This is a genomic window from Halioxenophilus aromaticivorans, from assembly GCF_042850945.1.
Lineage (GTDB): Bacteria > Pseudomonadota > Gammaproteobacteria > Pseudomonadales > Cellvibrionaceae > Halioxenophilus > Halioxenophilus aromaticivorans.
Map to the genome: position 1 here is coordinate 714,699 of NZ_AP031496.1, position 14,396 is coordinate 729,094.

The 14,396-nt window shown below is 51.0% G+C and carries 13 protein-coding genes; 6 read left to right on the forward strand and 7 right to left on the reverse strand.

The window, feature by feature from the left end; translation table 11 throughout:
- The first annotated feature begins 7 nt into the window (after positions 1-7).
- Positions 8-310 (forward strand): hypothetical protein, encoded by a 303-nt coding sequence (locus ACGHM3_RS03295; protein ID WP_345419978.1) that lies wholly within the window; start codon positions 8-10, stop codon positions 308-310.
- A gap of 163 nt (positions 311-473) precedes the next feature.
- On the opposite strand, the gene rimI is transcribed toward ACGHM3_RS03295, so the two are convergent.
- Both rimI and ACGHM3_RS03305 read right to left on the reverse strand, forming a co-directional pair.
- Positions 474-944, reverse strand: a complete 471-nt coding sequence (rimI, locus tag ACGHM3_RS03300; protein WP_345419981.1) for a ribosomal protein S18-alanine N-acetyltransferase — start codon at positions 942-944, stop codon at positions 474-476.
- Positions 914-1,807: a hypothetical protein gene (locus ACGHM3_RS03305; RefSeq protein WP_345419984.1), complete on the reverse strand. Its 894-nt coding sequence runs from the start codon at positions 1,805-1,807 to the stop codon at positions 914-916. Before ACGHM3_RS03305 ends, rimI begins: the two co-directional genes overlap by 31 nt.
- Before the next feature lie 701 nt (positions 1,808-2,508).
- On the opposite strand from ACGHM3_RS03305, the gene ACGHM3_RS03310 reads away from it, so the two are divergent.
- Positions 2,509-3,318: a hypothetical protein gene (locus tag ACGHM3_RS03310; RefSeq protein ID WP_345419987.1), complete on the forward strand. Its 810-nt coding sequence runs from the start codon at positions 2,509-2,511 to the stop codon at positions 3,316-3,318.
- A 607-nt stretch (positions 3,319-3,925) separates the two neighbouring features.
- Here ACGHM3_RS03310 and ACGHM3_RS03315 read toward each other — a convergent pair.
- Genes ACGHM3_RS03315 through ACGHM3_RS03330 form a run of 4 tightly spaced genes read right to left on the reverse strand, consistent with a single transcriptional unit; the run spans position 3,926 to position 9,027 of the window.
- The gene (locus tag ACGHM3_RS03315; RefSeq protein WP_345419989.1) at positions 3,926-5,500 is read right to left on the reverse strand and encodes a dipeptide ABC transporter ATP-binding protein; all 1,575 of its coding nucleotides are present in this window, start codon (positions 5,498-5,500) and stop codon (positions 3,926-3,928) included.
- Positions 5,501-5,512: 12 nt separating this feature from the next.
- Entirely contained in the window at positions 5,513-6,397 is an 885-nt protein-coding gene (locus ACGHM3_RS03320) for an ABC transporter permease (protein WP_345419991.1), read from the reverse strand.
- Positions 6,394-7,326, reverse strand: a complete 933-nt coding sequence (locus tag ACGHM3_RS03325; protein ID WP_345419995.1) for an ABC transporter permease subunit — start codon at positions 7,324-7,326, stop codon at positions 6,394-6,396. Before ACGHM3_RS03325 ends, ACGHM3_RS03320 begins: the two co-directional genes overlap by 4 nt.
- A gap of 3 nt (positions 7,327-7,329) precedes the next feature.
- Complete coding sequence (locus ACGHM3_RS03330) at positions 7,330-9,027, reverse strand: peptide ABC transporter substrate-binding protein (RefSeq protein ID WP_345419998.1); 1,698 nt, start codon at positions 9,025-9,027, stop codon at positions 7,330-7,332.
- Between the two features lie 417 nt (positions 9,028-9,444).
- Between ACGHM3_RS03330 and ACGHM3_RS03335 the strand changes: the two genes are divergently transcribed.
- Positions 9,445-10,089 carry a LysE family translocator gene (locus ACGHM3_RS03335; RefSeq protein ID WP_345420001.1) on the forward strand — a complete coding sequence of 215 codons (645 nt, stop codon included), beginning with the start codon at positions 9,445-9,447 and terminating at the stop codon, positions 10,087-10,089.
- 39 nt (positions 10,090-10,128) lie between these two features.
- On the opposite strand, the gene ACGHM3_RS03340 is transcribed toward ACGHM3_RS03335, so the two are convergent.
- Complete coding sequence (locus tag ACGHM3_RS03340; protein WP_345420004.1) at positions 10,129-11,901, reverse strand: DEAD/DEAH box helicase; 1,773 nt, start codon at positions 11,899-11,901, stop codon at positions 10,129-10,131.
- A gap of 362 nt (positions 11,902-12,263) precedes the next feature.
- On the opposite strand from ACGHM3_RS03340, the gene ACGHM3_RS03345 reads away from it, so the two are divergent.
- The 3 genes from ACGHM3_RS03345 (at position 12,264) to ACGHM3_RS03355 (ending at position 14,360) form a co-directional block, all read left to right on the forward strand.
- Positions 12,264-12,608, forward strand: a complete 345-nt coding sequence (locus ACGHM3_RS03345) for a hypothetical protein (protein WP_345420007.1) — start codon at positions 12,264-12,266, stop codon at positions 12,606-12,608.
- A 134-nt stretch (positions 12,609-12,742) separates the two neighbouring features.
- Positions 12,743-13,489, forward strand: coding sequence for a 2,3-diphosphoglycerate-dependent phosphoglycerate mutase (gpmA, locus tag ACGHM3_RS03350; RefSeq protein ID WP_345420008.1), 747 nt, complete (start codon positions 12,743-12,745; stop codon positions 13,487-13,489).
- A 94-nt stretch (positions 13,490-13,583) separates the two neighbouring features.
- Positions 13,584-14,360 (forward strand): hypothetical protein, encoded by a 777-nt coding sequence (locus ACGHM3_RS03355; protein ID WP_345420016.1) that lies wholly within the window; start codon positions 13,584-13,586, stop codon positions 14,358-14,360.
- Positions 14,361-14,396: the final 36 nt, after the last annotated feature.

Genomic DNA, 14,396 nt, shown 5'->3' on the forward strand with positions numbered 1-14,396 from the left:
ATCCATTATGAAAAAGCTAGTTTTGGCTTGTTCTTTCGTGGGCTTGGCCCTGTCTTTCACTGCTTCTGCTGAATCCGATTTCTGCGCCGTCTCTGCGGTAGATACCCCAGAAATCCCAACCTATGTTGAAACCGGTGAGCAACTAATCACCTTGCACGAGCAAGTAACCGAGTACATCGCTGACTCCGAAAAGCGTTTAATTTGTCAAAAGAGCACTGCCAGCTACAACGCCATGGTAGACTCCATGCACTCAACCGCTGACAAATTTAACAAGCTGTTGAGCGACTACAAGCGTAGCGCTAGCCTGTAAGCCGTTATATCAAATAGATCCGCAGGTGAATGCAGTACCTGCGGTTTGTGAGAAAAGGTTTTATCCCGCGACGGCAACGATGCCGTCTCGCACACTCGTAGAAATCCCCTTTTAGTATTATTTGATACAGACCTGTGCCGCGTTAGGGATTGCCGCTGCTGCCCTACAGATTAGTGTAGGCGTAAATTACCGCGTCTTCCCGGCCCGATCCCAACGGGTAATAATTTCTTCTCTCCCCCACGGCGTTGAATCCCAAGCTTTCGTATAGCGCGATGGCGGCATGGTTTGAGGCCCGTACTTCCAGAAAGATCGATTCAAAGCGCAGTTGGTTAAGCCCTTGTTGCAGGACTTTTTTACCCAGGCCTTTACCCTGAAAGGATGGGTTGATGCTGATAGTAAGCAACTCCGCCTCGGCGCCTACCGCAGAAAACACCATGTAGCCAATAAAGGTTGGGCCTAAATACGCCGCCCAGGCGGTGCGGTTGGGATTATCGATGCTGCGCTGGAATTCGGCTTTGGGCCAAGGGCTGAGTTGAGTCTTTTGCTCTACCGCCATCACCTCTGGCAGGTGGTGGGGTCGCATGGGCGAAAGCGTAACGGCACTCATTGGAGCAATGGTTGGATGGCTTGCCAAGTGACTCTTTTCAGAGATGGGTCTTGCAAAATGTTGGATAAACTCGGCACAACAATGGCGGTGAGACCGAATTCGTCGATCACAAATTGCTTGCCCAGTTGCTCGCTAAAGTCGCTGCTGTGATTTAATAGGTAGCGGCTGGCGTCTTCACCCATCAGCAAAATATGTTTGCCGGGGTTTAACAAAAACAGCTCATCCATAAAACCGTGCAACGTATCGCGTGCCGCATCTTCGCCCTGGTCTTGGTGTGGGGCGTCCATCATTGGCCAAGACAGGGCATCCACTTTGGGTAGTTGGCGTGGGTAGCCCAGGGCAAACAAGATGTTGTTGAGCAGTTTCTCCACCGGTAAAGCCAATTCGCTGTGGCGAGAATCCACCACCATCAAATCCTCCGATACCCGCCAAAAGCTCAGCGCAAAATTGACCTTGTCGCCGCCCCTTGTGCCGGATTTTGCAGCGCCCTTCGCGTTGGGTTGGGCCACCGCTTTATCGGCCTGATAATTTAACGGTTTGCTGCGGGCATCGGCAGGCCCCGAGGGCTGCTCTGGGCCGTTGGCAGGAGCCACCGGCTGCGGCGTCGGGCTCGGCTCGACCAGTGCCTCTAGCTCAGCAATGGGCGCTTTTGCGGCCGGGTTTAGAGGCGCAGGGTTTGAAGACGTAAGCCCAGCAGGGCTAGAGCTTGCAGAGCCAGCGGCCGGAGGCTCAGCCGGCGCTGTAGAGCCGGGTTGGGCTACCGGTTTGGCCGGCGGCGTACCCAAATCGCGATTCAATACGCTGGCCGGTGCCGCCGCAAGCTGCCAACGGGGCATGTAGTTGGTGATGCCCAGGGTGCGCAGGTAATGTAAGCGTGTGATCTCTTGCATTGAGGGTGGCGGCCAAAGTTAGAAAGGCTACATCCTAATCCTAAGGGGTAGAAAAGCAATAGTTAGGGCTTGGGTTTTTGGAGGACGCAGTCGCTGTGTAGGAATGCTGTGGCGCCGAGCAAGGGTAGTGTGTGCGTTGTCCGCGTTGCGCTTTTGTCGCTTCGCCGTTAATTAGAGATTAGTATTGTAGTTAGCATGATTTTTTTCTTGCGATAAAATTCAAGCGTAAACTTCAGATGTTGTTGCCGTTCTTACTACGTGCTAGAGGTTGCGGTCTTCACTTTAGCCGGTGCTCCGATTAGGTGGGAGTATGGCGCAGTAAATTCAGCTAGTGAATTCTAGCTCTCTAAACCCGATCAAGGCGTTATGCCAACTTGATACTCTTTATTAAAATGTGCCCTAGAAGAAGTTTCATAATTTAGCTGCTTAGAATCGATCTTTGTGTCTCGATGCTAGCAATATCCTCATGATGTATAAAACCCCTTCTTTAATCTAACGGCTTTGAAGGCACAAGATTGCGCTTATATTAGCGTCGAGCGGCGTGAGAGCCCTGGTGAGATTATTGGTTCGGAGAATTACTTTTTACATGGTGGAGAGATAATTTGGTGTTGAACGGGTATTACTGTCATGTTTAAATATAATGTCAGACTAATATATTGATTTAAACAAAGGTCAAGAAACATCGGAAAGGAGCTTATAAGATGAATATTAAACGTTTGTTGATGCTGATACCATTCATACTGGTCTCCCAGCAGACATTGGCTGAAAAGCTATATATCTGCGATTTGAGTTGTGACAGTTCTGGCAAACTCGCTAGACAAATCGCTCCCAAATTGAAAGAGGGAACAATATTTTCTGTGGTTAATATCATCAACTATACGGCTAATACCTACAGGGTGAAAGTAGTAAGGAAACCACACGGGATTGAGCTTTATACTTACCAAATCGTGGCTACTACAACCAAGTCTCGCAGTGCGATTGCAGATATAGAGAAGGCAGCAATTCAATTTTTGAAACCTTATGCAATACCAAGCTCAGTCACCCCTTCTGCCTATGATATGTTGCAAAGTAGTAGTAGTAAATATGGCGTTGCGCTGCATCTGAGAAACAACCTTAGCCTTGCGGACAGGTTGAAATCTTTTTCTTCGCGTATCGCCAATAGAACTGGAATTTCTGATTTTGACTCGAAGATTGAAGTGGAATTTGGAGATGGTACTGTTGCTGAATTTGAGTTTGATGGCTTAGATTCTCATAAACGCTGGAAGTTTAAATATGTGCCTGGGTCTTCTAGGGATTATGAGGGCAATGAAGTTCCGGAACAAAGACAGAGTGTCCCAGGTGTGTATCAGTTTCCGTCCTATTCGATACAAACCTCTTTTATACGATATGTAGATAGAATGTTTGGCATCAATACTTTAAGTCCAACAGCATGTTCTGGATCATATGTTGTCGAATGTTCCTTTGAGTCTAACGGCGAAATTAAATGTGTTGCGAAATCATTCTGCCGATAATTTCTAAAGTCATAATTAAGCGCTAAAGGCTGGGAGAAATGTAGAGAAAGCTCTTGGCATGCATACTTTTTAAATGTAAAAAGTACCGGAGTGGTTGGCTGTTGTATCGGTCGTTTATATTCCTCCAGGTACGCTTATAGTTGGAATCATTACGGCTTGGTAATTTACTTGTGGTGAACATGGTTCGATCATTCGTTAAATTTTCTCTAGGTCATAGCGTCAAGCTAATGCTCCATGACTTTTAAGTTTATTCGGCTTGTTATGCTCTCACTAGCTGAGAGCATAATTAAATCTCAACTCAAGGAGAGCTAATTGTTTGACTTAGTAAATGTCGGCTTTAATTTAGTTACAAAGTGGCGATGTTTCATCGTGAGCCACAAGGTCTTTAGAGAGACTGCTGATTGCACAGAAGCTGACAATGCGAGCTTGGTAAACAATCTGTGCAATAGGTGAATGCGATGTCGCTAACTTGGCTTAACGTATTGGTTGTAACCGATTGTATATGAGTGTTTATAAGGCTATTCTTTTACATCTGAAGTTTACCCCGGCCAACCCTTCTTTCAGTGGCCGCAGCTTGGACATGGCGGTCATTACTTTTAGGGCAGCTTTACATTGGCGAGGCGGACAATAAAGTCTGTGTGTATTCAGACTTTGGATGATGCCAAACATTCTCCACCAGCCCTTGCTCCATCAGCACTCCGTGTTTTAGCACGATCACTCGGTCGCACAGTTTTCTCACCACGCTTAAATCGTGGGAAATAAACAGCATGGAAAGGTCGTGTTTATCCACCAAGAATTGCAGCAGCTCCAAAATTTGCTTTTGGATGGTGACGTCCAAGGCTGAAACCGGTTCGTCGGCGACGATAAATTCCGGTTTGGTGGCCACGGCTCGGCCAATGGCTATGCGTTGGCGTTGGCCGCCGGAAAACTCGTGGGGATATTTGCGAACAAAGGCCCGGGCCAAGCCCACATCATCCATTAACTGCAATACTGCTTTATTCAGCTCAGCACCTTTGGCGATGCCGTGCAATTTTATGGGCTCGGCCAGTGTGTCGTAGATGGTCATGCGGGGGTTGAGCGAGGCGTAGGGATCTTGGAAGATCATTTGCATTCGGCGGCGGTAGGGCTTGAATGCCTTGGGGGATTTGCTGTTGATTTCCTCGCCGTGGAAAACAATGTGGCCCTGGGCCGAGGGCACCAGATTTAAAATAGCACGACCAATGGTGGATTTGCCGGAGCCGGATTCGCCTACCAAGCCAAGAATTTCGCCTTGGTGTAAATCAAAACTGACGTGATCGACGGCGCGAAAGCTTTCGCCTTTGGAGTGGAAATCCACGCACAGGCCATCCACTTTAAGCAGATTTTTCGGCTCATCTGGGTTGTGCGGATTGTCTTTAGCGCCCTCAGGAATGGCGGCCAGCAGTTTTTGGGTGTAGGTGTGCTGGGGGTTGTCAAACACCACCTGGGTGTTGCCGGTTTCGACCACCTTACCTTTTTCCATAACGATAACGTCATCGGCCAAATCTTTTACCACGGCCAAATCGTGGCTAATAAAAATAACGCCGATATTGCGCTTTTGTTGCAGCTCTTTAATTAAGACCAATATTTGCTTTTGGATGGTGACATCCAGCGCGGTGGTGGGCTCGTCGGCGATTAACAGTTTGGGCTCGGCAATTAATGCCATGGCGATCATCACGCGCTGCCGCATACCGCCGGAAAACTCGTGCGGCCAAGCGCTGTAGCTGGCCTCTGGGTTGCGCAGGCCAACCTCGCGTAATAATTCTATGGCCTGAATTTTGGCTTGCCCCCGGGCGATGCCTTTGTGATAAATAAGCGGCTCAATTAATTGCTCACCAACGGTGAGGTAGGGGTTAAGGCAGGTCATCGGGTCTTGGAAGATCATGGCGATTTGGTTGCCACGGATTGTCCGCTTGTGGGCCTCGCTGGCGGTGATTAAATCGGTACCTTCAAAATGTGCGCTGCCGCCGTCTATGCGCCCGGGTGGCATGGGCACTAAGCCCAAAATGGAGTAACAGCTTACCGATTTACCAGAGCCGGATTCGCCCACAATAGCCAGTGTTTGGCCAGAGTCTACGGAAAAACTGATATCGTCCACCGCCTGGGTTACGCCATTGCGGGTATGAAAACTGATGGATAAATTGTTTACGTCTAACAGTGCCATAAATCGCTCGCGTTAATCTTTGGAGGCTCGTACATCCAAGGCGTCGCGCAGGCCATCACCCAGGAAATTCAGCGAAAATAAAACTAAAGATAAAACCAAACCGGGGAAGATTAGCAGCCAAGGGTATTCTTCCATGCTCTCTACCCCAAGCGAAATCAACACGCCCCAGGAAGACTGCGGTGGCTGAATTCCCAGGCTAAGGAAGCTCAAAAAGGCTTCTAGCAACATAACATTGGGAATGGTTAGGGTGGTGTATACGATCACCGGCCCCAAAGCGTTGGGGATAATGTGCCGCCAAATAATGGTCCGTTGTGGTAGGCCAATGGATTGCGCGGCTTCGACAAACTCCAGCTGTTTTAGGGTTTGTACCTGGCCACGGACGATGCGCGCCATGGTTAACCATTCCACTGCGCCAATGGCCAAAAACAGCAAAAATAATGACCGGCCAAATACCACCATTAATAACACGATAAAAATCATAAAGGGCAGGGCGTAGATGATATCCACCAAGCGCATCATTACGGTATCTACCCGGCCGCCGGCGTAGCCGGCAACAGCGCCGTAGGTGACGCCAATTATCAAGGCTACTGCGGTGGCGATGAGCCCGACCATGAGCGACACTCGGCCGCCGTACAGAATACGGGTTAATAAATCCCGGCCCAGGGTGTCGGTGCCCAGCCAGTGTTGCGCCGAGGGGCCGGAGGCACCCAGGGCTAGGTTTTGCTCCTCGTAGCCGTAGGGGGCAATCCAGGGGGTTATTAAACACAAAAAGGTAACGCACACTAAAACAATTAAACCAAAAATGGCCAGTTTGTTGCGGCGTAGGCGTATCCAGGCATCGGCCCACAGAGAGGTGCCGGCTTCGTATTGGTCTAGGCTGAGGGTTTCACTATTCATTTGCCTTTCACCTCCGCACGTAGGCGTGGGTTCAGGTAAGCGGCCAGCACATCGGATAGCAAATTAAACAGCACAATCAATCCTGCTAAAAAGACGGTGGTGCCCAAAATAAGGGTGTAGTCGCGGTTAAATGCGGCTTGCACATAAAGCCGGCCCAAGCCGTGTATTTGAAACACCGTTTCGATAACAAAGGAGCCGGATAAAATGCCGGCAAAAGCCGGCCCAAGGTAGGCGACCACGGGTAGCATGCCGCCTTTTAAACCGTGTTTTAGCACTACCATGATTTCTGGTAGGCCCTTGGCGCGAGCGGTGCGGATGTAGTCTTGGGACAGTACTTCTAACATGCCACCTCGGCTAAGCCGCGCCACATAGGCCGCATAGGCGGCACCCAAGGTAAAGCTGGGCAGAATTTTATCGCCGGGTAAATCGCCCCAGCCGGAGACCGGCAGCCACTCCAGCCAAATACCAAAAATCAGCATTAGCACCGGCCCCAATAGAAATGTGGGCATGCAGATGCCAATCATGGCGGTGGACATGGGTATGTAATCCTGGGCGGTGTTGGGCCGCAGTGCGGCGATGATGCCGGCGGTGCCACCCAATGCCAGGGCTACTAAAATGGCGTATAAACCCAGCTCGGCGGTGACTGGCAAACCGGATGCGATCAGTTCGTTAACGCTGCGGCCGGGGTATTTAAACGAGGGGCCGAGGTCGCCGGTAAATAAATCACCCAGATAAGAAAAATACTGCACAATCAAGGGTTGGTCTAGGTTGTATTGCGCCTCCAGTGCTTTACGCACGGTTTCTTCAACCTGCTTTTCGCCATCAAAGGGGCCGCCGGGGGCAAAGCGCACTAAAAAGAAGGTGACGGTAATCACCACTAAAACAACGGGGATGGCTTGTAACAGCCGTATCAAAAAAAAGCGGAGCATGGTTTAGTTTCCGACGCTGACGTATTTCCAGTAGTACTTGTCCAAATAGTTATTGCTAAAGCCTTTCACGGAGGGGCTGAGCAAATATTTGGTTTTGTAGGTGTAAACCGGCACAAAGGGTAGATCGGTCATGATCATGGTTTCGGCCTGGTAGAAATTCTCAAAGCGTTCGGCTTGGGTTTTGCTGCCAGGTATTGTATGCAAAATGTAGTCGTCGTATTCTGGCCGTTTGTAGCCGGAGCGGTTGTTGCCGTTGGTAGAGAGCCCCAAATCCAAAAAATTCATGGGGTCGACCACATCGCCAATCCAGCCTGCGCGGGCCATGTCGTACTGCAGGCGGTTGCGGCTGTCGATGTACACCTTCCATTCCTGGTTGGTGAGGGTGATATCAACATTCAAATATTTTTTCCACATCTGCTGCACGGCCACGGCAATTTTGCGGTGGGATTCGTTGGTGTTGTACAGCAGTTCAACGTGGGGGAAGCCTTTGCCTTCGGGGAAGCCGGCTTCGGCCAGCAAGCGTTTGGCCTCGTCTGGGTCAAAATCAATTAAAACCGGGGGCTCATAACCGGCAGCGCCGGGAGGGGTTAGTGTGTAGGCGGCATCCACCACGCCGTACATCACTTGGTGTACCAGAGCTTCGCGGTCAATGGCCAAGGCCAGGGCGCGGCGCACGCGCACGTCGTCAAACGGCTTGCGGGTTACATTAAATTGGTAATAGTAGGTGCCCAGGTAAGGGTTATTACGCAGCAGCTCCGGGTGTTCTTTTTTGTAATCGGGGAATTTATCCAGCGGGATTTCAAAGGTTTTATGCAGCTGGCCAACGCGGAACATGCGCTCTTCGGTGGAGAAGTTTTCTACTGGGTAAAAGTAGATGGCGTTTAGCGCAACGTTATCGGCGTCCCAGTAGTGCGGGTTTTTTTCCAGCTTCACGTAGTGGTAGATTTTCCATTCCGCTAGGCGAAAAGGGCCATTGCTTGCCATATTGCCGGGGCGAGTCCAGTCGGAGTAGCGATCGGTCATTTCACCGTATTTAAGCACTACGTGTTTGGGTACGGAGTAATACGAATGGTGATCCAGTAGCTGCAAGAAATAGGGCGTTGGGTTCTCCAGCTCGACCTCCAACGTGCGTTCATCGATTACTCGGATACCCACTTGGCTGAAATCGTCCAATTTGCCGGTGCCGTAGGGCTCAGCGTTTTTGATGGGGAACATCATGTAGGCGTACTCGTTACCCATTTTAGGGTGTAGAGCGCGTTGCCAAGACCACTGATAATCGGCGGCGGTGATGGGTGTGCCATCCGACCACTTGGCGTTTTCTCGGATATAAAATCGATAGGTTAGGCCGTCCTCGCTGATCTCCCAGCGCTCGGCCATGCCCGGGGCCGGAGTGAGTTCTTTGGGGTCTGCGCTGACCAGGCCCTCAAACAAGCCCATGGAAATATTATTTTCGGGCACCCCGGTGTGCACTTGCGGGTCCAGGGTTTGTGGCTCGGAGCCGTTGGCGGCGTGAAATTCGCCCAGCCGGTTGCCTTCTTCCACCCGGGTTTCGCCCGGGCTGCAGGCGGCCAGTACAAAACTGGCTAGGCACAAGAAAACCCATTGCCAACAGTATTTAGAGTTGCGATGCGGTCGGCCAAAAAGGCCCGAATTGTTAAGGTAGTTTGGGTTCATAGGCGATTGATGGTTGATGAAACTCACAGTAGTAATCCGTGCCTTAAAGCCCAGGGTTTACTGGCAGGCAAGTTTGGTTGGCTTAACAGCAAGGGGGATGAGCGAGTAGGGCAGTGAATAAGCCTGTCATATTGGTTGATAGTGGTTGAGATAATCACTTCCGCACAATGCGGCCCTTTATGGTGTTAGTTGCAGTGGACGAGGTCGCAATTGCGTCTGGCCACGGGTTTATTCTGGCTAAAGACAGGGGCGTCCACAAGGCACCGCCAGTAAATAGGCAAAATTATGGACGGCTTCTTTATAATAAATGCCTAATATGGGGCGCATGCAAATAGGTAGCCGTTTATACACTGGCTCGGCGCTTAGCGTGGTGCAAACAAAAGACGAGCCAACGCTTAAGCCCTTCATTATTAATTGCCGTAAACGCTTGGCGATGGGGATATTGTGGATTTATATATTAGTTTTTTCCTGGCCAGCGTACTGCTGGCGATAACACCGGGGCCAGATAACATCTTTGTGTTGGTGCAGTCCTTGGCCCAGGGTGCCCGGGCGGGAATCGCTATCACACTGGGGTTGTGTACCGGGTTGGTGGTGCACACGTCCTTGGTGGCCTTTGGCGTGGCAGAATTTATTTCGCAAACGCGGTTGGCTCTGCCCATCTTGGCCTTGTTCGGCGCGGCCTACCTGGGGTATTTGGCCTGGATGAGTTGGCATGCGGGTCTGGTGCAGGTGAATGCCTCCTCCGACGGTCAGTCAGCTTCGGTCAATGGTTGGCGCTTGTATGGCCGCGGCGTGGTGATGAATTTAACCAACCCCAAGGTGTTGCTATTTTTTTTGGCGTTTTTACCGCAGTTTGTGCAAGGCGGCGTGGCGGTGGCGCAGCAAATTTTTGCGTTGGGCGGGGTGTTTATCGTGGCGGCTTTGTTGGTGTTTTGTGGCATAGCGTTAGCTTGTGCCAAGGTGCAGCCGCTAATTAATCATCAGGGGGTGGGGCAGGTTTGGCTCAACCGAGCGGTTGCTTTGGTGTTTGCTTTATTAGCAGTGCGGTTAATTTGGGTCGCGGTAAATTTGCTTACCGCAACCCAATAGCACGCCCATCGCATTTCGATCGGCGTTTTCTTTTAACGATTAACGATGACCGCTGCGACGGTTGCCGCGGTTATCGTCAAACTTGCGATTGCTGGCGTTATCGCGGCGTCGTTTGTCGCCATCGTTACGGCCGCGTTTTTCCTGGGGCGCGTGGTCCAAGTCGGTTTTTTGCAGTTTCAAAGGCTTGTTGCGTACCCAAACCTTACTCAATAAACGCTGGGTGTCTTCGCCCAAACCAACCGGCAGTTGCACAAAGCTGTGACTGTCATTGATGGTAATGTTGCCGATGTTGCTGCTGCGCATGTTAGCTTCGTTGGCGATGGCGCCGACTAAATCGCCGGGTTTAACGCCGTCTTTGCGGCCCACTTCCACACGGTAATAATCCATGGGTTGGTTGCTGCGTTCTTTGCGGCCCCCGGAGCGTTTGTCGCCACGGTCGCGGTCGCGGCCACGGTCGTTACGCACGGCAATTGGCTCGTCCAACAGTTTGTCTTTTTCCACAAACAGAGGGTGTGATGACTGTGCCATGTAGGCTAAGGCCGCAGCGATTTCGTCGGAGCTAACATTGGCCTCGGCTTGCACTTCTTCCACCAGCTTGGTGAATTCCGATAAATCCTGTGAGTCCAAGGTTTCCAAAATACTTTCGCGGAAACGCGTAACACGGCGGTTGGTTAGCTCGTCCGATGTGGGCAGCTTGCCTTCCTCGATGGGCTGGCCGGTGCTGCGCTCAATGGATCGCAACAGGTGACGCTCGCGTGGAGTAACCAGCAAAATTGCTTTACCCGAGCGGCCGGCACGGCCAGTGCGGCCAATTCGGTGTACGTAGGCTTCGTTGTCGTGTGGGATATCGTAGTTCACCACGTGGGTGATGCGAGGTACGTCGATACCACGGGCGGCAACGTCGGTGGCAACCACCACATCAATTTTGCCTTTTTTCAGTTGCTCGATGGTGATCTCGCGCTGCTTTTGGTTGATGTCGCCGTTGAGAGCGGCGCTAGAATAGCCGCGCGCTTCCAATTTTTGGGCCAGTTCAACGGTGGCGGTTTTGGTGCGCACAAACATAATCAGCCCGTCGAAGTCTTCGACTTCTAAGATGCGGGTTAAGGCATCAATCTTACGGGCAGGGCTGACCATAACGTACTGCTGCTCAATGCGATCCACGGTTTTGGTTTTCGCTTCAATTTGAATGCGCACCGGGTCGTTGAGGTAGTTGTTAGTGATTTTTTTGATGGCCGGTGGCATGGTGGCACTGAACAACGCCACTTGGCGCTGATCTGGTGTGTGATCCAAGATCCACTCTACGTCGTCAATAAAACCCATGCGCAGCATTTCGTCGGCTTCATCCAACACCATCATGGATAGGTTGGCGAGGTCCAAACTGCCTCGACGCAGGTGGTCCATAACGCGCCCTGGGGTGCCTACCACGACGTGCACGCCGCGCTTTAACTGGCGCAATTGGGCGCGCATGTCCTGGCCACCGTAAATGGGCGCAATGTGAAAGCCATCAATGTTCGCAGCGTAGCTTTGGAACGCTTCGGCTACTTGAATCGCCAGCTCGCGGGTTGGCGCTAAAACCAGCGCTTGGGGCGAGTTTTGTTTTAGGTTAATACGCGACAAAACGGGCAGGGCGAAGGCTGCGGTTTTACCGGTACCGGTTTGCGCCAAACCTAAAAGGTCTTTGCCTTCCAGCAGGCTAGGAATACTTTGCGCTTGAATGGGGGAAGGTTGCTCGTAACCGAGGTTTTGCAACGTTGCGCACAGGGGCGCAGGCAAACCCAGCGAAGCAAAATCGCTGGTTTGAGAATCAGACATAGCTTGGGTGCCTATATGTGAACAGAAACTAAAAAAAGGACCCAAACCAAGAATGATTTACACATACACAGATGAATGCGAAGCAAGGCGCAGGGCACTTGCCAGTAACTCACAAACTCGACAAGCCGAAATCTTGTCACAGAAATAAACCGCAGAAGAAGGTGCAGTAAGGCGTGTTTAACAGATTTTAGCTCGGTGACCGGCGGATACGTTGGCTGGGGTCGGCAAAGCGCGGAAGTATAGAGTAGCTGGGCGCTAAACTAAATGGTTTTTTACGCTAAATTGAGCATTGTTTGCAACTATTGGCTAGCGCTTAAGTAGATAGAAATTGGCTGACTATTCATTTCACTAGGAGTAACCCTTTGATAATTTGGCTTTTTACCATAGTCGCTACCACGATGGTTTTCGGATTAGTGCTGTGGCTGTTGTTGACGGTAAAGACGCCTCGCTATCGCGTCACCAAGCAACAAGTACAGCAATTGTTGGAGCAGGTGGTGGTTGGCCAGGCCTCTGGTAACGATTGGGCCGTGTTTATTGGCTATCAGATTCGCGATAACCCAGAGTTGGAAAAAATTCGCGCCCAGTGTGTGGTGATCGATGAAGAAGAATATCGTTCCCACGGCCAGTATTTACTGACCGCCCGTGGCCGTGACCGAGTGGAGGCCTTGCTGCGCGGGCTGATGAATAACCGCCATGTAATCGATTAGCGCCTGAGTCTAAGGCGCGGGCGCGTTAAATTGGCCCCTATTCGGCGGCTGCAGTAGGCCACAGCGCCGTCGCAAGCTGGTATAATCACGCCAATTTTTACAGCAAGCCCCCATAAACGGGGAAAGGAGTCTCAATGTACAAGTTGGTGCTGGTTCGTCACGGTGAAAGCCTGTGGAACAAAGAGAACCGTTTTACTGGATGGAAAGACGTGGAGTTGTCTGAAAAAGGCAAGGCAGAAGCGGTTGCCGCTGGCCAGCGTTTAAAAGCGGAAGGTTTCGAATTCGATAAGGTGTACACCTCTGTACTGACCCGCGCCATTAAAACCGCTTGGTCCATTATGAGCGAGTTAGACGCCTGCTACCTGCCAGTTATCAATAGCTGGAAGTTAAACGAGCGTCACTACGGTGGTTTGCAGGGGTTAAACAAAGCCGAAACCGCCGAGCAGCACGGTGAGGAGCAGGTGTTGGTGTGGCGCCGCAGTTACAGCACGCCGCCGCCGGCGTTGACGAAAGACGATGAGCGCTACCCGGGCCACGACCCGCGCTACAAAGATTTAAGCGAAGCCGAAATCCCCCTCACCGAGTGTTTGGCGGATACCGTAGCGCGAGTTATCCCGTACTACGAAGAAACCATCGTGCCGGATATCAAAGCCGGCAAGCGCATTATGATTGCCGCCCACGGCAACAGCCTGCGCGCTTTGGTGAAATACCTCGATGAGATGAGCGAAGAAGCCATTATGAAGGTGAACATTCCAACGGCGACGCCGTTGGTTTACGAGCTGGATGAAAATCTGAAGCCCATCAAAAACTACTACCTTGCCGATGAAGCCGCACTGGCCGAAGCCATGGACGCGGTAGCCAAGCAGGGTAAAAAAGGTTAACGAACTAACCTTGGCATTTGTTGTCATGCCAATACCGATAACGAAAAAGCCCCGACATCGGGGCTTTTTGCTTTTCAGACTTTAGGGAAACACTATGAAAGTACTAAAAATATTTCTGGGCTTGATTCTCGTTGTGCTGCTGTTGTTGGCCGTGGGAGGCTACTTTTTGGCGAAAAACCTCAACGGCTTAGTTGAGCGTGCGGTGGAAGACTTTGGCAGCCAGGTCACAGAGACCCAGGTGGAGCTAGGTGCGGCCGACATTACTTTGGATATGAACCAAGGCCGTGGTGAATTGCAAAATCTTACCATTGCTAACCCTAAAGGTTTCAGCAACGCCAACTTGCTCACCGTAGGTAAAGTAGCTCTGGCAATTGAGCCTAAATCGGTGCTCAAGGATGTGATCGTGATCGATGAGATTACCCTGTCCGGTGTCAATATTCTGGCCGAACACACCGGTGTTGCAGACACCAACCTACAGGCATTATTAAATAACATTCAGTCCCAAGCGGGCACTAGCAGCGAGCCTGAGGCAACCGAAGAGACCGGTGGCAAAGAAGTTTTGCTGGCCGTGAAAAAGATCGACTTCGCCGATAATTCCATGTCTTTGAAATCAGAGAAGCTGGGCAATTACGATTTGAAAATCCCCAGTTTTACCGTCACTGACCTAGGCTCTGCCGAGAACGGGCTCACGCCAGAGCAACTTGCCGCTGCTGCCATCAAGCCACTGTTGGATCGAGCTAAGCGCCAGGTTGAAGAAAAAGTACAAGATGGCATCGAGGACAAAGCAAAAGAAAAGCTTATGGAACACCTAGACGATGACCAAAAAGAAAAGTTAGAGGGCCTTAAGTCGTTGCTGAAAGGTAAGGACTAACCGTTAAATCGTGTTCGACTGAAACGGCATCCTTGC